13 protein-coding genes and 3 rRNA genes are annotated in these 22231 nt (G+C 53.0%); 8 read left to right on the forward strand and 8 right to left on the reverse strand.

The window, feature by feature from the left end; genetic code table 11:
- Positions 1 to 4: 4 nt before the first annotated feature.
- A complete protein-coding gene (locus tag NF683_RS07445; RefSeq protein ID WP_253921662.1) occupies positions 5 to 943 on the reverse strand; it encodes an AEC family transporter in 939 nt (312 codons plus the stop codon).
- A 178-nt stretch (positions 944 to 1121) separates the two neighbouring features.
- On the opposite strand from NF683_RS07445, the gene metF reads away from it, so the two are divergent.
- Positions 1122 to 1964, forward strand: a complete 843-nt coding sequence (metF, locus tag NF683_RS07450; protein ID WP_089037284.1) for a methylenetetrahydrofolate reductase [NAD(P)H] — start codon at positions 1122 to 1124, stop codon at positions 1962 to 1964.
- Between the two features lie 118 nt (positions 1965 to 2082).
- Here metF and NF683_RS07455 read toward each other — a convergent pair whose 3' ends face one another.
- The 4 genes from NF683_RS07455 to prlC form a co-directional block, all read right to left on the reverse strand.
- A complete protein-coding gene (locus tag NF683_RS07455) occupies positions 2083 to 4218 on the reverse strand; it encodes a TRAP transporter permease (RefSeq protein ID WP_253921887.1) in 2136 nt (711 codons plus the stop codon).
- Between the two features lie 161 nt (positions 4219 to 4379).
- Positions 4380 to 5360: a TAXI family TRAP transporter solute-binding subunit gene (locus tag NF683_RS07460; RefSeq protein WP_253921663.1), complete on the reverse strand. Its 981-nt coding sequence runs from the start codon at positions 5358 to 5360 to the stop codon at positions 4380 to 4382.
- 375 nt (positions 5361 to 5735) lie between these two features.
- Positions 5736 to 5987, reverse strand: a complete 252-nt coding sequence (locus NF683_RS07465; protein ID WP_089037288.1) for a YheV family putative zinc ribbon protein — start codon at positions 5985 to 5987, stop codon at positions 5736 to 5738.
- A 62-nt stretch (positions 5988 to 6049) separates the two neighbouring features.
- Positions 6050 to 8098 carry an oligopeptidase A gene (gene prlC / locus NF683_RS07470; RefSeq protein WP_089037289.1) on the reverse strand — a complete coding sequence of 683 codons (2049 nt, stop codon included), beginning with the start codon at positions 8096 to 8098 and terminating at the stop codon, positions 6050 to 6052.
- Between the two features lie 222 nt (positions 8099 to 8320).
- Here prlC and NF683_RS07475 point away from each other — a divergent pair, with 222 nt between their 5' ends.
- The 3 genes from NF683_RS07475 (at position 8321) to NF683_RS07485 (ending at position 11024) form a co-directional block, all read left to right on the forward strand.
- Positions 8321 to 9661, forward strand: coding sequence for a sodium-dependent transporter (locus tag NF683_RS07475; protein WP_253921664.1), 1341 nt, complete (start codon positions 8321 to 8323; stop codon positions 9659 to 9661).
- A gap of 43 nt (positions 9662 to 9704) precedes the next feature.
- On the forward strand, positions 9705 to 10241 hold the full coding sequence (locus NF683_RS07480) for a gamma carbonic anhydrase family protein (RefSeq protein WP_089037291.1): 537 nt from the start codon (positions 9705 to 9707) through the stop codon (positions 10239 to 10241).
- A gap of 111 nt (positions 10242 to 10352) precedes the next feature.
- Positions 10353 to 11024, forward strand: a complete 672-nt coding sequence (locus NF683_RS07485) for a metal-dependent hydrolase (protein ID WP_253921665.1) — start codon at positions 10353 to 10355, stop codon at positions 11022 to 11024.
- On the opposite strand, the gene NF683_RS07490 is transcribed toward NF683_RS07485, so the two are convergent.
- From NF683_RS07490 to NF683_RS07500, 3 genes are read right to left on the reverse strand one after another with little or no spacing between them, the layout of a single operon-like run.
- The gene (locus tag NF683_RS07490) at positions 11000 to 12382 is read right to left on the reverse strand and encodes a sigma-54-dependent transcriptional regulator (RefSeq protein ID WP_253921666.1); all 1383 of its coding nucleotides are present in this window, start codon (positions 12380 to 12382) and stop codon (positions 11000 to 11002) included. The two genes, NF683_RS07485 and NF683_RS07490, sit on opposite strands and share 25 nt — an antisense overlap.
- Entirely contained in the window at positions 12375 to 14294 is a 1920-nt protein-coding gene (locus NF683_RS07495) for a sensor histidine kinase (protein WP_253921667.1), read from the reverse strand. The genes NF683_RS07490 and NF683_RS07495 overlap by 8 nt, the downstream gene beginning before the upstream one ends.
- The gene (locus tag NF683_RS07500; RefSeq protein WP_009724995.1) at positions 14291 to 15064 is read right to left on the reverse strand and encodes a GntR family transcriptional regulator; all 774 of its coding nucleotides are present in this window, start codon (positions 15062 to 15064) and stop codon (positions 14291 to 14293) included. Before NF683_RS07500 ends, NF683_RS07495 begins: the two co-directional genes overlap by 4 nt.
- A 308-nt stretch (positions 15065 to 15372) precedes the next feature.
- On the opposite strand from NF683_RS07500, the gene lldD reads away from it, so the two are divergent.
- The 4 genes from lldD (at position 15373) to rrf (ending at position 22077) form a co-directional block, all read left to right on the forward strand.
- Entirely contained in the window at positions 15373 to 16527 is a 1155-nt protein-coding gene (lldD, locus tag NF683_RS07505) for an FMN-dependent L-lactate dehydrogenase LldD (RefSeq protein ID WP_089037296.1), read from the forward strand.
- Positions 16528 to 17112: 585 nt separating this feature from the next.
- A 16S ribosomal RNA gene (locus NF683_RS07510) occupies positions 17113 to 18647 on the forward strand.
- Positions 18648 to 18940: 293 nt separating this feature from the next.
- Positions 18941 to 21833 (forward strand): 23S ribosomal RNA (locus NF683_RS07515).
- 128 nt (positions 21834 to 21961) lie between these two features.
- A 5S ribosomal RNA gene (gene rrf, locus NF683_RS07520) occupies positions 21962 to 22077 on the forward strand.
- Together the 16S, 23S and 5S rRNA genes form the textbook arrangement of a ribosomal RNA operon.
- The last annotated feature ends 154 nt before the right edge of the window (positions 22078 to 22231 follow it).

A 22231-nucleotide genomic window follows, 5' to 3' on the forward strand; every position in this document is an offset into this window, starting at 1 on the left:
CCAATCAGAGGCCTAGACCGGTAAGGCGCAGCATTAGGTGGAGATAGAGAGGAATGAGTAATGGCGCTAATAGCGTGGTGGTAAGCACCGCTAATGCTCCTTTTTGCGGTTGAATCCCTAGCTCCATCGCGACCACCACCACATTAGAGGCCATGGGGACGACGCCTAACAGTAACAACGCCATACCGAGTTCTGGCGTAAGCGGCCCCAAGGCTTGAAGTAATAAAACAGCGCTTAGCATCACCAGCGGCCAAAGCAAATAACGTAAGCCCACGCAGGTGGCAACAAAGCGGGAGTCCCAAGCATCAAGCGTCACCTGGCTAAGGGTCATGCCGATAATCATCATGCCTAGCAGGGTGTAGGTGGCGGGGAAGACGTCCAGCGAGTTCATCAATGCACTGGGCAGTGTCACGTTGAGTGCACTCAGCAGCAGCGCAGACAAAAACGCGTAGACCAACGGCAGTCGAGCAATTTTGATCAGACTTTGGCGCATGGAAAAGTGGCCGCGGGCACTTAAGTAAAAGCCCACCGTAAACTCGTATAGATTAATCCCTAACATGCAGAAGAGATAAAGCGTGACACCTTCTGGCGGCAGTAAAATTAGCGCCACGGGCAGGCCAAAGTAACCGGTATTGCCAGTGCCAGAAGAGAACGCTAACAGCGCCCCTTCCTGTGGCCCAAAGCGGTGCTGGGTAAACCAGCGTACGGCCAGCGCCATGGTACTTACCAAGATGAATAGCGCTAGTGTTAATAGCAGATACTCCGCCGTGGGGCCGCCGTTCATCAGTGCACGGAAAATGGTCAGTGGTGCGATCAGATAAACCAGTAATGTGGCAATGGGGCGCGGATCGATTTTTAAGCGCTGTGCGGCAATCCATCCCAAGCCTACAAACCCCAATAACATCAGCAGTGGCCCCATTAGGGCGCTTGGTGCTAAATCCATTTCTGCATCCTGAGTCGTTAGGTGACGACGTCGTTGTGTGAATAGCTAAGTAGTTGCGTAAATAGCTAACATGAGCCGAATTAAAGGCCGACCGTGGAATCTTTCATTAGCTCCAGCGCGGCGGAAAGAGGAGAATAACCTAAATTATCACGATGTTAACGCTTTACGAGGAAGTCCCATGAGCAGTCAAGAGCACCCGCTAGGTATTAGCTTTGAATTCTTTCCGCCCAGTACTGATGCAGGAAGAGAGAAGTTAATGCACGTGCGCGATGAACTGGCCGCTCGACAACCGCGCTTTTTCTCGGTCACTTATGGTGCTGGTGGTTCCACCCAAGCACGCACACGCGATATTGTGCGCACCGTTAGCCAGAGCGGCATTACGACCGCGCCACACCTTTCCTGCATTGGCAGTGAAAAAGCGCAACTGCGCGACCTGCTAGCGCAGTATCGTGAAGAGGGCGTCGACAGTTTAGTGGCGCTACGGGGAGACATGCCATCGGGCATGGGAAGCATTGGTGAGTTGCGCTACGCCAACGAACTGGTCGAGTTTATCCGTGCGGAAACCGGTGACCATTTTGATATTGCGGTGGCTGCCTATCCTGAATCTCATCCACAGGCACCCAATCTCGATAAGGATGTGGAAAACTTTGCCCGTAAAATGAAGGCTGGCGCCAACATGGCCATCACCCAGTACTTTTTTACCGCGGATGCCTACTTCCATTTTGTTGAAAAAGCTCGGGCATTAGGTGTCGAGCAGCCGATTATTCCTGGCATTATGCCGATTACTAACTACACCAAATTGGCGCGTTTTTCAGACGCCTGTGGTGCAGAAATTCCGCGCTGGATTCGTAAGCAGCTGGAAGCTTATGGTGATGATAGTGACGCTATTGCCGCTTTTGGCACCGATGTTGTTAGCCGTTTGTGTGAGCGCTTACTCGATGGCGGTGCACCTGGTCTACACTTCTACACGCTTAATCAGGCAGCCCCCGTACTGAAAATTGTTGATAATCTGAGAGGCTAGAGCGCCCTTAAAGAATCTAGCTTAGCGATCAAGAAAAACGCCCGCTCGACAGCACTCGAGCGGGCGTTTTCGTTGGGCGGTTAACGGCTAGTGGTTAAGTGGATAGCCGATTGTGCCGTCATGTGGTGCTGGGTGTTGCCTTATCGCCATGCTGCTTACGCTGCATAATGAACAGCGCTGCGCCAATCGCAAGGCCAGCAATATCGCTATAAATGCCGCCGTAAATCATAAACAGCGCACCGACCAGCATAACCACACGCTGCAAGGTATTTACCGGTCCAAAGAACCAAGCTTGCACCATGCCTGAAAGCAAGATGATCCCCAGTGTGGCGGTCACACCGACACGCAGTATCTGCATCGCGGAGCCTTCCATCAGCATGGCTGGGCTGTAGAAGAACATAAACGGCACGATAAACGCAGCAAGACCAATTTTGAACGAAGCGACCGATGTGCCCATGGGGTTATCCCCAGAAATACCGGCGGCGGCATAAGACGCTAACGCCACTGGCGGCGTAATGGCCGACACGACCGCGAAGTAGAACACGAAAAAGTGTGCGACGAGCGGCTCGATACCAATATTGATCAGGCCGGGTGCCACCACCGATGCCGCTACCGCGTAGGCTGCCGTGGTAGGCATGCCCATGCCGAGCAGGATACTGATCAGCATGGCAAAAACTAATGCCAATAGCTGGCTAACCCCAGCAAGGCCTAACAGCAGTGAAGAGAAGCGCGCGCCGACGCCCGTCAGTGATATAACGCCAACAATAAGGCCTGCGCAAGCACACACCGCGATGATCTGAATCGACATGATGCCCGCTAGTTGGAGAGCTCTCAAAATTGCCCGAATACCCATTTTATTGGGTGAGATCCAACTAACAACTGCCGCTGATGCGGTGGCTAGCGTGCCGGCACGAATGACGGAGTAGCCCATAAAGAGAGCGACAATAAGAATGATGATTGGTGCGAATAGATAGACTTGCTTAACCAGCTTGGAGAATAGCGGGATTTCATCTTTACGCATGCCACGCATGCCTTTACGCGCCGCTTCAAAATCCACCATAAAGTAGATAGAGGCGAAGTAAAGAATGGCTGGAATGACCGCCGCAATCGCAATTTCTGTATAAGGAATGCCGGTGACTTCCGCCATGATAAAGGCGCCTGCCCCCATGATGGGCGGCATGATCTGACCACCAGTAGACGCCGCTGCTTCAATGGCACCAGCACTGCGCGCCGGATAGCCGACTTTTTTCATCAGTGGGATGGTAAGCGAGCCAGTCGATACCACATTACCCGCTGATGTGCCGTTGATCATGCCCATTAAGCCGGAAGCAAAAATAGAGACTTTCGCCGGGCCGCCACGGGCACGGCCAGCGGCTGCAAATGCGAAGTTGACGAAGTAATCGCCTACTTTGGAGGCCTGTAAAAACGCCGCGAAAATAATAAACAAAATGATATAAGTCGATGACACCGCGGTCGTTGGGCCAAGGATGCCCGCATCGGTATAGACCTGACTGAAGAAGCGCTGCACGGACAAGCCTGGGTAGCCGAGGAAGCCTGGTAGATGCTGGCCAGCAAAGACATAGACCAAGAAAACCGCTGAAATAACTACTAGCGCTAAACCCGCCACGCGACGAGTAAGCTCAAGAATCAGCAGTGAGCCGGCAATGGCCGCCCAAGAAATGCCGGGAGGAGCAAACGAGGTGCCTGTCGACATGCGCATATTGGTATTAAAGGCCATTAGCAAGTACGCAGCGCTGGCGATGGCGCACACCATCAGAACGAGGTCGGCGGGATTGAAGCGGTGGCGTGCCTGACGATAGAACCACGAGAGAGCAATAGCTGCAGCTGTGGTGGCTATCAGTGGGTAGCCGTAATGCAGTGTCTCAATACTGGGATCGATGCGCATGGCACCGCCATTGAGTGTTTGCTGCATTAGAACAACTTGTATAAGCGTATAGATCGCAGGCGCTAGGAGCGCATAGCTGGCCCACTTGAGCCATGCAGGGGAGGCTTGCTGATCATCTTCTGCAAAACGAGCACCGGCAAACAGCCCGTACCCTAAAATTAGCGCACCAGCGATATGTACAATGCGAAACGACCAGGTTTCCATCGGGTACACATTGAGCGAAAACAGGTGGAAGCTTGAATAGCCAATGGCCAGTGCGGCAAACAAAAAGAACTGCCAGCCAACAAACACACGGCGGTTGGACTCGACAACCTCTTCATCGACACCCTCGGCAATTGACTCGGGTATCGATGAAGCAGTTTGGGCGTCATCCTTGAGGCCGTTGGGGTCTTGATCGGTATTGTGACTCTTCAGAGGTCACCCTCACAGCAAAAGCAAAAAAAGAGGCGGTAACGAACGCTGCCCCGCCCGGCCAGCGGAAAACAGGGCAGCGTGAAGAGGGGCTTGGCTTAGTTGATCATGTCATCATCAATGTCGTAGCCATTCTCTTCGTACCAGCGTGCGGCGCCCGGATGGAAGGGCAGCACATTGTTGTGGACGATGTTTTCTGGAATGGTGGTTTCAGCGCTGCGGTGCACTGAGCGCATACGGTCATTGTTTTCCATCGTGGCTTTGGTGACTTCATAGATAAAGTCTTCCGGCAGATCACAACCCGCAATGGCGAAGTTCCACATAGACACAGCGCGTGCGTCTTCTTCCAGTGTGGTGTAAGTGCTTGCTGGGATAGTGAATTCAGCAACCGGGAAGGAGTCCAGGACGGTGGCCATCTCTTCTTCGGTAAACTCAATGATGTTCACATCGGTCTGTACTTCGAGTTGGCTAACGGCCGGAATCGGAATACCCGCTGCAAACGCGATCACATCCAGCAGGCCATCCTGCAGCTGACCACCTAAGTCAGACCAGCCGCCATTACGACGATCAAACTCAACGCCCAGCGTTTCGAGGATAGCGGGGAAGTAAGTGTCTGATGTAGAAGCTGCTGGGCCGAAGCCAATGCGCGCGCCATCAGGAATATCTGAGATGGATTCAATGCCCGAGCTTGAGAGTGCGGCAATAGAGAAGGGTGTTTCATACATCGGGAACAGCGCGCATACATTGTCCATTGCCAAGCCAGGCGCTAGCGGACTTTCACCGTTAACAGCGTCCGACGCTGGGCCCATCGTCGTTAGACCAAAGGCCATATCGCCGCTGTGTACGAGCGCTAGGTTTTGAGTCGGGCCGCCGGTGACTTCACCGCCACCAGAAACATCCAGCTCATCAGCAATAAAGTTAGCCCAGCCTGAGCCATAAACGAAGTAGGTGCCGCCCTGACTTGCGGTACCGACAGTGAAGTTATCGGGCCATTCTGAGCGGTCTGCTTGGGCAGTGCCTGCTGCTAGAAGGGCACTACTGGCAAGAAAGGCGACGGTTTTAGGCATCATATTGCGCATGGCGAGATTTCCTAAGCTGTTATTGGGATTATCGTCTGGCGTGCTGGCACAGCCAGTGGCTTCAACGTTAAGCAATTTATATACAGCGATAGTCATGCCAAGAGGCGGGCTGATTATTAAAATCAGCTACTTAAAGATTTCTTATTCAACTTTGGTTGAAACAAAAAAAGCGTTAAGTGTCTGGGGTTTCGCACACCATAGGTTAGTTGGTGTGTGGTTTTTCGCACACTTTTGTGAGTGAGGAGTGAGGAGTGAGGAGTGAGGAGTGAGGAGTGAGGAGTGAGGAGTGAGGAGTGAGGAGTGAGGAATTGGTTGGCCCCCAACGTAGTGGAGGCTTAAATTGAAAGCGGTAGCATCAATGCTGGGAATAGGCGGTTAACGTTTAGGTTTGCCGGGGTCGAGAATGCGTACTGGTTGTACATCCTGCGTTTTTTGCTCTTCGCGTACTTGGTTAACGCGGGTAGTCAGCTCTGGTGCTGTCTCATCTTCAATCGGCAACTGCTCGAAAAAATCGCAGTTAACGCATTCCCGGTAGCGAATGTTGTTTTGCTCCCAGGCGCGAATCCGATCCATGGCCGCGCAGCGTGGGCAGGTTACCCCAGCAATAAAGCGTTTCACGCTCGACATAACAGGCTCCAAGGGTGCGGTAACAAGACAGATACCGCACCCGGTGATAGTGAAAATAAATCTCAGGCTGCGCGAATACCGCTATGGCGTAATAATGGCTCTACGCTTGGTTCGCGGCCTCGGAAAGCGCGAAATAGCTCGGCGGCATCCCTCGCGCCGCCTGGTTCCAGAATTTCCTGGCGGAAGCGTTGGCCCGTGTTAGGGTCAAAAATCCCGGCTTCTTCAAACGCGCTCCAAGCATCGGCAGAGAGCACTTCCGCCCATTTGTAACTGTAATAGCCTGCTGCATAGCCGCCCGCAAAAATATGGCTAAAGCTATTCTGGAAGCGGTTAAAGTCAACCGTCGGCACGACGGATGTGTGGCTACGTACGTCGTTCAATAGCGTTTGAACGTCGCTGGCGCTAGGTGCTTCCAACTCATGGTGCAGGCGCAAGTCGAATAATGAAAACTCTATTTGGCGCACCATCCCCATTGCTGACTGAAAGTTCTTGGCAGCCTGTAAACGCGCTAGCAGGTCAGCGGGCAGGGGCTCACCAGTATCAACGTGCTTGGCGATCAGGTCTAACCCTTCGCGTTCCCAGCAGTAGTTCTCCATGAATTGGCTGGGCAGTTCAACCGCATCCCAAGCAACACCGTTAATGCCAGAGATATCGGCGATGTCCTGTTTGGTCAGCATGTGATGCAAGCCGTGGCCGAACTCATGGAACAGCGTGGTGACTTCATCATGGGTTAGCAACGCGGGTTTATCGCCCACTGGGGCGGTGAAGTTGCAGGTCAGAAACGCCACTGGCAGTTGTAGGCCATTTTCAGTTTGACGACGTACTCGGCAATCCGCCATCCACGCTCCGCCCCGCTTGTTTTCGCGAGCGTACAAATCCAAATAGAAACCGGCGATCGGCTTACCTTGTTCGCTAATGCGGAAATATTGAACATCGTTGTGATAGCTAGGCGCATCAGGCGCTGCTTCCACGCGAACACCGTAAAGACGCTCTACTACCTGGAACAGCCCATCTACCACCTGTGGCGCAGGGAAGTAAGGACGAAGCTGCTCTTGTGAGATGGCGTGGCGGGCTTCGCGCAGCTTTTCGCTGGCATAAGACACATCCCACGGCTCAAGCGTTTCAAGCCCTAATTCTTCACGGGCATAGTCGCTGAGCTCCGCGACTTCTTCCTTGGCCTGGGGAACGGCGCGGCGAGCTAAGTCATTCAAAAACTCAAGCACCTGTTCGGGGGAATCGGCCATCTTAGTGGTGAGCGAGTAATCGGCGTAGGTATTAAAGCCAAGCAGGTGGGCGAGCTCTTGGCGGAGTGCCAAAATCTCTTCAAGAACGGGAGCGTTATCGAACTTACCTGTGTCTGGGCCTTGATCGGAAGCACGCGTGACAAACGCGGTGTATACCTCTCGCCGTAACTCTCGGTTGTCGGCATAACTGATAATAGGGAAAAAGCTCGGGAAATCGAGGGTGATGCGATACCCATCGACGCCTTTTGCCTGGGCGGTTGCTTTTAGCGTATCAAGCGCGCTTTCCGGCACGCCGGTGAGTTCATCAAGATGACCAATATCCTTATGCCAAGCTTGGGTAGCATCGAGCACGTTGTTTGAAAACTGATTGGATAGGCTGGAGAGACGCGCTTGAATCTCGCCGTAGCGAGCCTTTTTGTCTGCAGGTAAATCAACCCCAGCTAAGCGGAAATCACGTAAAGCGTTTTCTACTGTGCGCTGCTGAGCAGGCGTTAGCGTTGCCCATTCATCACCCTGCTTAAGCGCTTGCCAGCCTTTAAAGAGACCTTCGTGTTGTCCCATCCAGGTGCTAAACGCCGAGAGTTTTTCCAAACATGCTTGATAAGCTTCCCGCAGCTCGGCTGTGTTCATCGTGCCGTTGAGATGCGAGATGGGCGACCACGCTTGGGTAAGCCGGTCATTAACAGCCTCTAGCGGCACAGCAAAGTTATCCCAACGTGGTGGCGCTGTAGCGGCCTGTTGAGCGAGTCGGTCGATGACTTCTCGGCTTTCATTCAGCAGCGTTTCTACCGCAGGCACGACGTGTTCGGCGCGAATGTCAGCGAAAGGGGGAAGCTCGTGCGGCTCTAGCAACGGATTGCGGGACATAGGCACCTCGTAGGCATTAATTTTTTAACTCACAACGTTTTTAATACGTTAGGGGCGCATAAAAACGCAATAATAATGACACAGTGCGGGCGGTGAGGCCGTGTTTCAATGTCTGGGCTGAATACTGTGGCTTACACCAGGGTTTGGCCTGGGCGTAAGCGCCTGCTAGTCTTGCCGCCTTTTAGTGTCGCCAACTAGTGCCACCAATGGCAGGAGCAAGTGATGAGTGAAACGCTGGAGCGCTGGGGGTCAAAGCGGGCCTTTATCTTAGCGGTAACGGGAGCTGCAGTTGGGCTGGGTAATATTTGGCGTTTCCCGTACGTTGCAGGCGAGAACGGTGGTGCGGCATTTTTATTGATCTATGTGGCGTTTGTACTGCTGCTAGGTATCCCCGTAATGATGGCCGAGATTTTAATTGGTCGGGCAGGGCGTCGTGGGCCAATGCAAGCGCTAAGTAAGCTGGCCGTTGAAGCAGGTGCTTCTCGACACTGGCGCTGGTTAGGGTTGTTTGGTGCATTCACCGTCTTCTGTATTTTGTCGTTTTACTCGGTGGTGTCAGGTTGGTCGATTGAGTTTTTAGTCGCTTCAATCAACGGGGATTTCGATGGCGCAAGCGCAGCAGAAATAGGCGCGGGTTTCGAGGCGTTTCTGGCCAACCCAGGCCTGTTGATTTTTAACCACTCGTTGTTCCTATTTATGACCATGACGGTGGTGGCAGCGGGTGTTGCCAAAGGTCTAGAGAGGCTGAACAACCTATTAATGCCGCTGCTGTACGGTTTATTGTTGCTACTGGCTGGTTACGCCACAACCACTGACGGATTTGGTACAGCCCTTTCATGGCTGTTTTTACCGTCGTTTGGCGATGTAACGGCCACAGTGGTGTTGCATGCCATGGGGCATGCGTTTTTTACCCTGGCAGTAGGGGCCTGCGCGCTAATGGCTTACGGGGCTTATATGCCTGATGAGCAGAGCCTCCCGAAAGCTGCGTTTGCAGTTGCCATGCTCGATATCAGCGTTGCCTTGTTAGCAGGGATTGCGATCTTTTCGGTGGTATTTGCCCAAGGTATGGACCCCGCTGACGGCCCAGGGTTGATGTTTGTGACGCTGCCTATTGCTTTTTCTGAGCTGCCTTGGGGAGCGTTTTGGTTAAGTGTGTTCTTTTTGTTGCTCTTATTGGCTACCTGGACCTCTGCGATTAACCTCGCTGAACCCATGGTGGCGACGTTGCAAGGGCTTGGATGGCGGCGCAGTGTGTCAACGGCCGTCGTAGCGCTGAGTGTATGGCTGTTGGGACTGCTTTCGGCGTTTTCGTTTTCTACTCTCGCCGACTTCAGGCCGTTGTTCGGACGCAATGTGTTTGAGCTAGTCAGTAGTATTCCGCCTGATATTTTCCTGCCTTTGGGCGGGCTGTTAATTGCTATCTTTGCGGCCTGGGTGATGCCCCGTCTGCAGGTTGTACAAGCATTGGGTGTTGGGGAGAGTGGCTATGTACTCTGGCGTAATATTGTACGCTGGGTGTCGATTCCGCTGACGTTTATTGTATTGCTCGGCGGGTTGCTATAGTCCTTGAATATTTGAATCCAATAGCGTTAAGCAGGAGTGTGCAATGAGCAATGCCCTACGACCCTTTCAAGGTATTTCGCCTCGCCTTGGCGAGCGGGTTTATGTCGACCCCGCTAGCGTGGTGATTGGTGATGTAGAGCTGGGCGATGACTGTTCGGTGTGGCCGATGACGGTGATTCGGGGTGATATGCACCGGATTCGCATTGGCGCTCGCACTAGCGTGCAGGATGGCAGCGTGCTGCATATTACCCATGCCAGCGATTTCAATCCTGATGGATTTCCACTGACGATTGGTGATGATGTCACCATTGGCCATAAAGCGATTTTGCATGGCTGTACGCTGGGTAGCCGCATTTTGGTGGGTATGGGGGCGATTGTGATGGATGGGGCGGTTGTCGAGGATGAGGTGATTATTGCTGCTGGCGCGGTAGTCACGCCAGGCAAACGTTTGGAAAGTGGCCATGTATACGCTGGAAACCCGGCGAAAGCATTGCGTCCACTTAAAGATAAAGAGCGCGCTTTCTTTCCTTACACGGCAGGTAACTACGTTAAGTTAAAAGATCAGTTCCTCGCCCAGTAAATTTTCTAATGTAGGTGCTAAGCAGTTGGCCTAACACTCTTTTTTCTTAAATAGTCATGTTGCGGCAGCCAAAAGTCTGGTAATTTATCCAGTTTTCCAGGATGCCGCGCTATGGCGAATTTTCGCACGCATATTACGGTAGCAGCAGCAGGCGGTGTGCTAGTGGCTTGTGTCGGCTGGCAGGCTGAGTGGTGGCCAGCGACTCAAGCGCTATTAATTATTGCCCTGGTAGCCTTTGGCGGTATTTTACCTGACATAGATGCCGATCGTTCTCGCTCTATCCGTTTGATTTTTAATTTTTTATCGGTGCCTTCGCTGGTGCTTGGTGTGTTGCTGTTGCAGCCCTGGTTAACACCCGGTTTGTTGCTAGTGGCGTGTGGTGGTATTTACGTTAGCGTGCGTTATTTTGCGGCGGTGGTGTTCTCACGGCTAACGGTTCATCGAGGTATTTGGCACTCATTGATGGCGGCTGTGCTGTGCGCGCTGGTGACTGCCGCGTTCAGTTTTCACTTGCTGGCACAGCCGGCTTGGTTGGCCTGGTGCCATAGTGCAGCGGTGCTGCTAGGGTTTATCATTCACTTGAGCCTGGACGAGCTTTTCAGCGTGGACCTAGAAGGTGCGCGGTTAAAACGCTCTTTTGGAACCGCGCTAAAGCTGGGCGATGGCCGTCGCCCACTCTCGAACGTCTTTATGCTGATTGCGCTATTTACCTTGGTGCCTTGGGTGCCGCCGTGGGACGTGTTGATTGAGTTGTTTCATCAAGGGTCGCTGCTATGGCGATAATCGTCAGCGCTTAAACTGTGTTTTTTGAGTTTGTCATAGAAGGTTTTGCGGGGTATTCCCAGGTGACGGCATACGTCGGTTACGCGCCCATGATGGCGGGACAGGGATTGGCTAATCAGGCTCTTTTCAAATAGCTCTACCTGGCGCGGCAACGTTGGCTCTTCGGTGTCGGAGTTGGCCCCTTCCAGTAGCGCATCCAGGCGGTAGTCAAAGGCTGCTCCCAGTAACACATAACGCTCAGCAAGGTTACGCAGTTCGCGAACATTACCAGGCCAGTCGTGGGCCAGCAGGGCGGCTATTGAATGGCTGCCCAGGGTGGGCGCTTCTAAACCGCTACGGTTGGCAGCGACCACGGCGAAATGCTGGAACAGCAGCGGAATGTCCTCACGCCGTTCGCGTAGCGCGGGCAGTGGCAGGGTAACCACGTTGAGTCGATAGTAGAGGTCTTCGCGAAAGCTACCCTCTTCAGCAGCGACTTTGAGATCCACTTTGGTGGCGGCAATTACTCGTATATTGAGTGGCACTGTCTCGTTGGCCCCTAGGCGCTCGACGCTACGCTCTTGCAATACGCGCAACAGCTTCACCTGAAGTGCCAATGGCATTGATTCGATTTCATCCAGGAACACGGTGCCACCATTGGCATGCTCGAATTTACCAATTCGCCGTTCTACAGCGCCGGTAAAGGCGCCTTTCTCATGGCCAAACAGTTCTGACTCTATGGTGTTTTCTGGTACTGCGCCGCAGTTGATCGCCATAAACGGGCTATTGCGCCGGGCGCTACGTTCATGAATGGCGCGGGCGACAAGGTCTTTTCCTGTGCCGGTTTCGCCAAATAGCAGCACATCAGCCTCTACTTGGCTGATGCGCTGAATCATTGCTGCCAGACGAGAAATCACGGGTGTGCGGCCTACAAGGCGTGGCCCAAGAGCTGCCTGCTGAACCTCAAGCTCGGCCTTTAAGCGTAAATTTTCTAGGCTCAGCTGGCGCTTTTCGATTCCTCGCCTCACGACATCGAGTAGCTGATCCCCAGCAAAAGGCTTTTCCAGAAAATCCCAAGCACCTGCGCGCATCGCCTCGACCGCGGTTGAGATGTCACCGTGGCCAGTGATTAAGATAATCGGCAGTGTGGCATCACGGCTGTGTAATTCATGTAATAGCGCCATACCGTCCATTCCAGGCATGCGAATATCACTCACGATTACGCCGGGAAAGTTTGCTGGTAGTGCCTCAAGCGCTTGTTCTGCAGACTCAAAACAGTGAGGCGTGTAGCCAGCGAGTTCGAGTGTTTGGCTGGCGGTGATACGCAGGTGCGGTTCGTCGTCGATCACCATGACCGGCAGCGTCGACGGCTCATGCATGGTTGTTACTCTCCTTGACTGAGTATGGCGGCAGTACGTTAGGTGTTGTTGAACAGGGTAGCGTAATGATGAATCGTGCCCCGCCAGAGGGCTGATTCGCTACCTGCAACTTGCCGCCCAGATCCTCCATAATACGTGAGGAAATCGAAAGTCCTAGCCCTAATCCGCTACCGGGTGCTTTGGTGGTGAAGAAGGGTTCGAAAATTTGGCCCAAGTGGTTTTCCGCAACACCTGGGCCATTATCGGCAACGCTGATCATCACTTGCTGTTGTGCGATTTCGACACTTAGCGTCAGCATGGGTGATGCTACCTCTTTCATGGCCTGTAACGCGTTACTGATCAGATTCACCAGTACTTGCTCCAGGCGGACTAAATCACCCTCAACCCAAAGCGTTTCCTCGGGCCATTGTTGGACTACCTCGATGCCATCATCGCGTAAGCGGCTGTGAAATAAACGCAGGGCGTACTCAATACAGGCTTGCACAGAGATTGTTTCCTGGCGCTCGCTACTCTTACGAGAGAACTGGCGCAACTGAGCGCTAATATCGGCCATGCGCTGGGTAAGCTCGACAATTTGCGCTAGGTTGGCGTCCGCTTTATCTACCCGCGCCAGTTCAATAAACCGCCGGCCATTTTCAGCGTAAGCGCGAATAGCCGCTAATGGCTGATTTAACTCGTGATTAATACCGGCAGCCAATTGACCCAATACCGCAAGCTTTGCTGCCTGGATCAGCTCATCTTGGGTTTGGCGTAGATTAGCTTCTGCTCGCCGCCGCTCTTCTATTTCACCAGAAAGCCGCTGATTACTGGCGACTAAATCACGTGTTCTTCGTTCTACGCTAACCTCTAGCTCATCGCGTACCCTGGCTAAGGTCTGTCGTTCGCGCTCTGCAAATGCTTCGCGCTCTCGGCGTAAACGCATGCGTTGCCAACCAATGCCGCCGCCCAGGGCTATCACGCCATATAAGCCTCCCGCCATCAGCGCCGCAATCCACTGGGCGTTCACTACGGGGGTGAGTGGTTTTAAAATATGCATTTGCCAGCCAAACTCTGGGATGGGGCGCGTAAGGCTTAAATAGTGCCCACCGGTTAGTGGGCCGCTAGCAAAGCTAACGAGATAGCTATCGGATCCGTAAGGGGCTTCAATCTCAATGCCGGAAGGCGTTAAAGGCTCCATTGCATAGCGTCGGGTTGCCCGTAGGGTGTCACGTTGGTCGTCAGTGAGAGGATGGAGGGCATTCATGCGTAGCTCAGGGTGGCTGGCCATGAAGATAATATTGTCGCTATCGGTGACAAACAGCTCAGCGTCCTGTTCCGCCCAACCCTCTTCAACATCGTCGAGCAGCACTTTGACGACGATAACGCCGTCGGGTTTTGCATCGGGCGAGGTGTCATCAAGCCACACCGGCGCAGAAAAGTAGTAACCACGTTCAAGTGACTGTACGCCTAAGCCAAAGAAACGCCCCTGCCCCCCGGTAATGGCGTCGGTGTAGTAGCTGCGAAACGCGTAGTTTTGACCAATGAATGTATTGGGGCGGTGCCAGTTGCTGGCAGCGATGGTATCAGCGTTACGGTTAAGCAAATAGACATCAGAGACCCCAGAGGTAAAGCGAAAACGGTCAAGCAGTAAGTTGAGCGGCATGGGGTCTTGGCTGTCAGGGGAGTCTAAAAAACGTTGTACGCCTTCCCTGGTCGCCAGCATTTGTGGCAAATAATCATAGCGCAGCAGGTAACCGTTTAAGTTGGCGGCAGAAAGCCGCAGCTCGTTTTCGGCATCGTCTTGTAAGTTTGATAGCGCCTGCTCACGGGCTAGTTGAGCGGCTTGCCACATGCATAGCATGAGCCCTAGCGGAATCGCGATCAGCCAGAGCAGTCGCCAGCGATGGTCTGAAAGGCGAGGTAAGTGACTCATGCGGGTGTGCTACTGGTACCTTGGGCACGACGCAGGGCTCGCTGGGCGCGGGTTTCCGCTCTGGCCATCTCGAGAAGACCTTCCTCAACGTACACTAGGTGCTCGTGCGCTCGGCTGCGGGCATCTTCAGCACGGCCTTCTAAAATCGCATCTAGCAGGGCGCGGTGCTGCTTCATTAACTGCGAGCGCGAGTCGGGCTTTGCAAAAAGATGGGCGAGGTTATCAACGATGCTCTGCTCTAATAAATGGAAAATGCCTCGAATAGTGTGAAGTAACAGTACGTTATGAGCGGCTTCTGCAATAGCGAGGTGGAAGGCGGCATCCAGCTTTGCTTCTTGGGCGGGGTTAGCGCCCACAAATCCACCGTCAAGTTCTTCAAAGCGCTGAATTAATACGGCTTTGTCCGCTGGCGTTGAGCGTAACGCGGCGTAATAAGCCGAAATGCCTTCCATCGCATCGCGAAATTCAAGCAAATCCAAATGAAATTCGTTGTGTCGGGAAAGCATCTCCAGCAAAGGGTCGGTGTAGCCGCTGTTGAGCGTTTCATTCACGAAGGTACCACCCCCTTGGCGGCTGGTAAGCAGGCCTCGTGCGGCAAGCTTTTGGATGGCTTCACGTAGAGAGGGGCGCGACACGCCAAAACGTTCAGCAAGCTCTCTTTCTGGGGGCAGGCGCTGACCAGGCTTGAGGCTACCTTCAAGAATCATTGCCTCAAGGCGCTCGGTAATCACATCAGCCAAGCGCTGCTGGCGGAGCGGTGGATAAGTCATTAGTGCAGATCCTCATAATTGGTAAGACCAATAGTAGGGGCTTTAATGGTTTGTCTCAACAGTAAAAGGCTAGCAAATTGGTGACTATTGGCACCGCTTGTTTGTTTTATAACTAAAGTATATGGCCAAAATACGCCGTGGTGCGTGATGCGCGTTTGACACGACTGCGGCGCCTCATTACTGTTGATGCAAATTTTTTGTAAATTGGTAAAACCAATTTTATCTAGGGCGTTTAACACTGACGCTTCGATGACCGTTTATAGATAGTACTTATCGATAGTGCATCTGTTTATTGCATAGGGCCTGCCATGATCATTTCATCACCGACGGACTACCGCCTAGCTGCCAAGCGTCGTATCCCCCCGTTTCTGTTTCACTATGCTGATGGTGGGTCATACGCAGAGCATACGTTGCGGCACAATGTTGAAGACCTAGCGGGTATCGCGTTGCGGCAACGGGTGTTGAAGGATATGTCGTCGCTATCGCTGGAAACCGAGCTGTTTGGTGAAAAGATGGCAATGCCTCTTGCCTTGGCGCCGGTGGGGCTAACAGGCATGTACGCTAGGCGTGGTGAAGTCCAGGCAGCACGGGCAGCGACCAATAAGGGCATACCGTTTACGTTATCGACGGTCTCCGTATGCCCAATTGCAGAAGTGGCAGCGGCAGTGGAGCGGCCCATCTGGTTTCAGCTTTATGTATTGAAGGATCGGGGCTTTATGAAGCACGTGCTTGAGCGTGCTAAGGCGGCAGGGGTTAAAACATTAGTCTTCACCGTTGATATGCCTGTGCCTGGTGCGCGTTATCGCGATGCCCATTCGGGCATGAGCGGCAAAAGCGGGCCTATAAAACGGATGCTTCAAGCTGCGTTGCATCCTCTTTGGGCTTGGGATGTCGGTGTGAATGGTCGCCCGCATGACCTAGGTAACGTGTCTGATTATCGTGGTCAGCCGACGGAGCTTGAAGATTATATTGCCTGGCTTGGCGATAACTTTGATCCCTCTATTTCCTGGAAAGATCTGGATTGGATTCGTGAGCAGTGGGATGGCCCAATGGTTATTAAGGGCATACTGGATGCTGATGATGCCCGTGATGCAGTCCGCTTTGGGGCTGATGGCATTGTAGTTTCAAATCACGGTGGCCGTCAGTTGGATGGCGTGCCTTCTACCGCGCGTGCCCTGCCTGCTATTGCAGATGCAGTTAAGGGTGACCTGGCCATTCTGGCTGATTCTGGTGTGCGTAATGGTTTGGATGTAGTAAGGATGATTGCCATGGGCGCAGATACAGCATTGATTGGTCGCGCCTTTATCTATGCGCTTGCAGCAGCAGGTGAGGCGGGAGTTGCTAACCTGCTTGAGCTTTTCGAAAAAGAGATGAAGGTGGCGATGACGCTCACCGGTGCGCGAACAATTGCTGATCTCAGCACCGAGTCATTAGTGCCTGACTCAATTCCTGCGCTTACTTAAATAGAGGGGATGCTACTGCTGGCATTAGGGTAATAGACGAATGTTGGAGTTTTTTTACAAAACCACTTGCCAAGACGGCAGCGAATCCGTAAAGTACGCATCCGCTGCCGGGGACGCACAGCGTTACCAGCGGTGATTGAAGGTGAAAACCTTCGGTTTGTCAGAGGGTTAGAAGAACTCAGCAGCAACATGCTTCGATGTCTTCCAACGCTTTTTGAAACGAGCCACGCCAGAAAGCAACGTTATCTCGCTTTCTTCGCTCACTCGCTTCACTCACTTAAAACAGTGATTGACAAACACCAGGAAATGCGTAGAATACGCCTTCCTCGCTCAGGCAAGCCAGTTCATCGGTTAGCCAGTTACTTCTTCGGAAGTTCAGCAGCGAAAACAGCTCTTTAACAATTTGATCAGGTAATTCATGTGGGCGCTTGCCGATGAGGGTGATAAATCACCAAATATCAAGGCAAGCGGTCATGAAAACGAAAGTTTGAATGAATTCGTTTGAACCTTGAGCCAAGTTTGATGCGCTTTTGTTGTTCGTAAACATTATGTTTTCGGGTGACGAGTAAGCATCACAATGATTTTAAACTGAAGAGTTTGATCATGGCTCAGATTGAACGCTGGCGGCAGGCCTAACACATGCAAGTCGAGCGGTAACAGGGGTAGCTTGCTACCCGCTGACGAGCGGCGGACGGGTGAGTAATGCATAGGAATCTGCCCGATAGTGGGGGATAACCTGGGGAAACCCAGGCTAATACCGCATACGTCCTACGGGAGAAAGGGGGCTTCGGCTCTCGCTATTGGATGAGCCTATGTCGGATTAGCTAGTTGGTGAGGTAATGGCTCACCAAGGCAACGATCCGTAGCTGGTCTGAGAGGATGATCAGCCACATCGGGACTGAGACACGGCCCGAACTCCTACGGGAGGCAGCAGTGGGGAATATTGGACAATGGGCGAAAGCCTGATCCAGCCATGCCGCGTGTGTGAAGAAGGCCTTCGGGTTGTAAAGCACTTTCAGCGAGGAAGAACGCCTAGTGGTTAATACCCATTAGGAAAGACATCACTCGCAGAAGAAGCACCGGCTAACTCCGTGCCAGCAGCCGCGGTAATACGGAGGGTGCAAGCGTTAATCGGAATTACTGGGCGTAAAGCGCGCGTAGGTGGCTTGATAAGCCGGTTGTGAAAGCCCCGGGCTCAACCTGGGAACGGCATCCGGAACTGTCAAGCTAGAGTGCAGGAGAGGAAGGTAGAATTCCCGGTGTAGCGGTGAAATGCGTAGAGATCGGGAGGAATACCAGTGGCGAAGGCGGCCTTCTGGACTGACACTGACACTGAGGTGCGAAAGCGTGGGTAGCAAACAGGATTAGATACCCTGGTAGTCCACGCCGTAAACGATGTCGACCAGCCGTTGGGTGCCTAGCGCACTTTGTGGCGAAGTTAACGCGATAAGTCGACCGCCTGGGGAGTACGGCCGCAAGGTTAAAACTCAAATGAATTGACGGGGGCCCGCACAAGCGGTGGAGCATGTGGTTTAATTCGATGCAACGCGAAGAACCTTACCTACTCTTGACATCCTGCGAACTTGTGAGAGATCACTTGGTGCCTTCGGGAACGCAGAGACAGGTGCTGCATGGCTGTCGTCAGCTCGTGTTGTGAAATGTTGGGTTAAGTCCCGTAACGAGCGCAACCCTTGTCCTTATTTGCCAGCGGGTAATGCCGGGAACTCTAAGGAGACTGCCGGTGACAAACCGGAGGAAGGTGGGGACGACGTCAAGTCATCATGGCCCTTACGAGTAGGGCTACACACGTGCTACAATGGCCGGTACAAAGGGTTGCGAGCTCGCGAGAGTCAGCTAATCCCGAAAAGCCGGTCTCAGTCCGGATCGGAGTCTGCAACTCGACTCCGTGAAGTCGGAATCGCTAGTAATCGTGAATCAGAATGTCACGGTGAATACGTTCCCGGGCCTTGTACACACCGCCCGTCACACCATGGGAGTGGACTGCACCAGAAGTGGTTAGCTTAACCTTCGGGAAAGCGATCACCACGGTGTGGTTCATGACTGGGGTGAAGTCGTAACAAGGTAGCCGTAGGGGAACCTGCGGCTGGATCACCTCCTTAAACGATGCATCATCCCTCGCGGTAAGCGCTCACAATGAATTACCTGATCAGAATGCTGTTGATACGCAGTGATAAGCGTTTTTTTCACGTTAAAAAGAGAAAAAGGTCTTTCTTTTCCTTTTAATGTGAAAAAAGCACTCGCTTATCACTGCGCATAGCAGTCGCTCTTTAACAATGTATATCATGCTGACATAAACGTTTTAAAACGTTTATACGTAATTGTTTTGTGATACGTCTCAAGCGTATCCGGCAATCGTTATCATTGCGAGATACCAGACTCCTTCGGGTTATAGGGTCAAGCAATGAAGCGCACACGGTGGATGCCTAGGCAGCCAGAGGCGATGAAAGACGTGGAAGCCTGCGATAAGGCTCGGCGAGGTGGCAAACAACCTGTGACCCGGGCATTTCTGAATGGGGAAACCCACTCATCATAAGATGAGTATCTTGCGCTGAATATATAGGCGTAAGAGGCGAACCAGGGGAACTGAAACATCTAAGTACCCTGAGGAAAAGAAATCAACCGAGATTCCCCTAGTAGCGGCGAGCGAACGGGGACCAGCCCTTAAGCATGTGACTGATTAGGCGAATGCGCTGGGAAGCGCGGCCATAGTGGGTGATAGCCCCGTAGTCGAAAATCTGATCATGTGAAATCGAGTAGGTCGGGGCACGAGAAACCTTGACTGAAGACGGGGGGACCATCCTCCAAGGCTAAATACTCCTGGCTGACCGATAGTGAACCAGTACCGTGAGGGAAAGGCGAAAAGAACCCCGGAGAGGGGAGTGAAATAGATCCTGAAACCGTGTGCGTACAAGCAGTAGGAGCAGACTTGTTCTGTGACTGCGTACCTTTTGTATAATGGGTCAGCGACTTATATTCAGTGGCGAGGTTAACCGTTTAGGGGAGCCGTAGGGAAACCGAGTCTTAACTGGGCGACACAGTCGCTGGATATAGACCCGAAACCGAGCGATCTATCCATGAGCAGGGTGAAGGTTGAGTAACATCAACTGGAGGCCCGAACCAGGATCTGTTGAAAAAGATTTGGATGACTTGTGGATCGGAGTGAAAGGCTAATCAAGCTCGGAGATAGCTGGTTCTCCTCGAAAGCTATTTAGGTAGCGCCTCACGTATCACCGCCGGGGGTAGAGCACTGTTTCGGCTAGGGGGTCATCCCGACTTACCAACCCGAGGCAAACTCCGAATACCGGTGAGTGCAAGCGTGGGAGACACACGGCGGGTGCTAACGTCCGTCGTGAAAAGGGAAACAACCCAGACCGTCAGCTAAGGTCCCGAAATCCTGGTTAAGTGGGAAACGATGTGGGAAGGCTCAGACAGCTAGGAGGTTGGCTTAGAAGCAGCCATCCTTTAAAGAAAGCGTAATAGCTCACTAGTCGAGTCGGCCTGCGCGGAAGATGTAACGGGGCTAAACCAGGTACCGAAGCTACGGGTTCACACTATGTGTGAGCGGTAGAGGAGCGTCGTGTAAGCCGATGAAGGTGAATTGAGAAGTTCGCTGGAGGTATCACGAGTGCGAATGCTGACATGAGTAACGATAAAGGGAGTGAAAAACTCCCTCGCCGGAAGACCAAGGGTTTCTGTTCGACGCTAATCGGAGCAGAGTGAGTCGGCCCCTAAGGCGAGGCCGAAAGGCGTAGTCGATGGGAAACAGGTCAATATTCCTGTACCGGACATGATTGCGATGGGGGGACGGAGAAGGCTAGGTGAGCCAGGCGTTGGTTGTCCTGGTGAAAGTGAGTAGGCTTGGGTCTTAGGTAAATCCGGGACCCTTTAAGGCCGAGACACGAAACGAACTGACTACGGTCAGGAAGTCATTGATGCCACGCTTCCAGGAAAAGCCTCTAAGCTTCAGATCATGTGCGACCGTACCCCAAACCGACACAGGTGGTCAGGGTGAGAATCCCAAGGCGCTTGAGAGAACTCGGGTGAAGGAACTAGGCAAAATGGTGCCGTAACTTCGGGAGAAGGCACGCCGGCGTAGGGTGACGAGACTTGCTCTCTAAGCCCGAACCGGTCGAAGATACCAGGTGGCTGCAACTGTTTAGTAAAAACACAGCACTCTGCTAACGCGCAAGCGGACGTATAGGGTGTGACGCCTGCCCGGTGCCGGAAGGTTAAATGATGGTGTTAGGATTCGTCCGAAGCTCTTGATTGAAGCCCCGGTAAACGGCGGCCGTAACTATAACGGTCCTAAGGTAGCGAAATTCCTTGTCGGGTAAGTTCCGACCTGCACGAATGGCGTAATGATGGCCACGCTGTCTCCACCCGAGACTCAGTGAAATTGAAATCGCCGTGAAGATGCGGTGTACCCGCGGCTAGACGGAAAGACCCCGTGAACCTTTACTATAGCTTCACACTGGACGCTGATGTTGCCTGTGTAGGATAGCTGGGAGGCTTTGAATCTCGGACGCCAGTTCGAGGGGAGCCAACCTTGAAATACCAGCCTGGCATCATTGGCGTTCTCACTCAGGTCCGTTATCCGGATCGAGGACAGTGTGTGGTGGGTAGTTTGACTGGGGCGGTCTCCTCCCAAAGAGTAACGGAGGAGCACGAAGGTACCCTCAGCACGGTCGGACATCGTGCAGTGAGTGCAAGAGCATAAGGGTGCTTGACTGCGAGACAGACACGTCGAGCAGGTGCGAAAGCAGGTTCTAGTGATCCGGTGGTTCTGTATGGAAGGGCCATCGCTCAACGGATAAAAGGTACTCCGGGGATAACAGGCTGATACCGCCCAAGAGTTCACATCGACGGCGGTGTTTGGCACCTCGATGTCGGCTCATCACATCCTGGGGCTGAAGTCGGTCCCAAGGGTATGGCTGTTCGCCATTTAAAGTGGTACGCGAGCTGGGTTTAGAACGTCGTGAGACAGTTCGGTCCCTATCTGCCGTGGGCGTTGGATGTTTGAGAAGGGCTGCTCCTAGTACGAGAGGACCGGAGTGGACGCACCTCTGGTGTTCCGGTTGTCACGCCAGTGGCATTGCCGGGTAGCTATGTGCGGACGGGATAACCGCTGAAAGCATCTAAGCGGGAAGCCCCCTTCAAGATGAGACATCCCTGAGGCCTAGAGCCTCCTGAAGGGCCCAGCGAGACCAGCTGGTTGATAGGCACGGTGTGGAAGCGCTGCAAGGCGTTGAGCTAACGTGTACTAATGGCCCGTGAGGCTTGACCCTATAACACCCAAGGGGTCTGGTCGCAGTGATAATGAAAACCGGATACGCGCTTCCTGTCAGTGACAGGAGACGAGAGACGCCACAAAACATCGATGACACGTTCAGCATGATATACATTACAAGTTACGCCTGACGACCATAGCACGCGTGAACCACCTGATCCCATGCCGAACTCAGAAGTGAAACCGCTTAGCGCCGATGGTAGTGTGGGGTCTCCCCATGCGAGAGTAGGTCATCGTCAGGCACTTATTTAACAAAGAACCCAGCCCATCGGCTGGGTTTTTTGTTTGCGCGGAAGAAAATCAATTAGAGATGTTCCCAAGTCTCCGCACCGTCATTCCCGAGCCACCGCACTGTCATTCCCGAGTGGGGTTATCGGGAATCCACCTTGACCTGTA

Origin of the sequence: Halomonas sp. MS1, from assembly GCF_024182575.1 — a bacterium.
GTDB lineage: Bacteria > Pseudomonadota > Gammaproteobacteria > Pseudomonadales > Halomonadaceae > Vreelandella.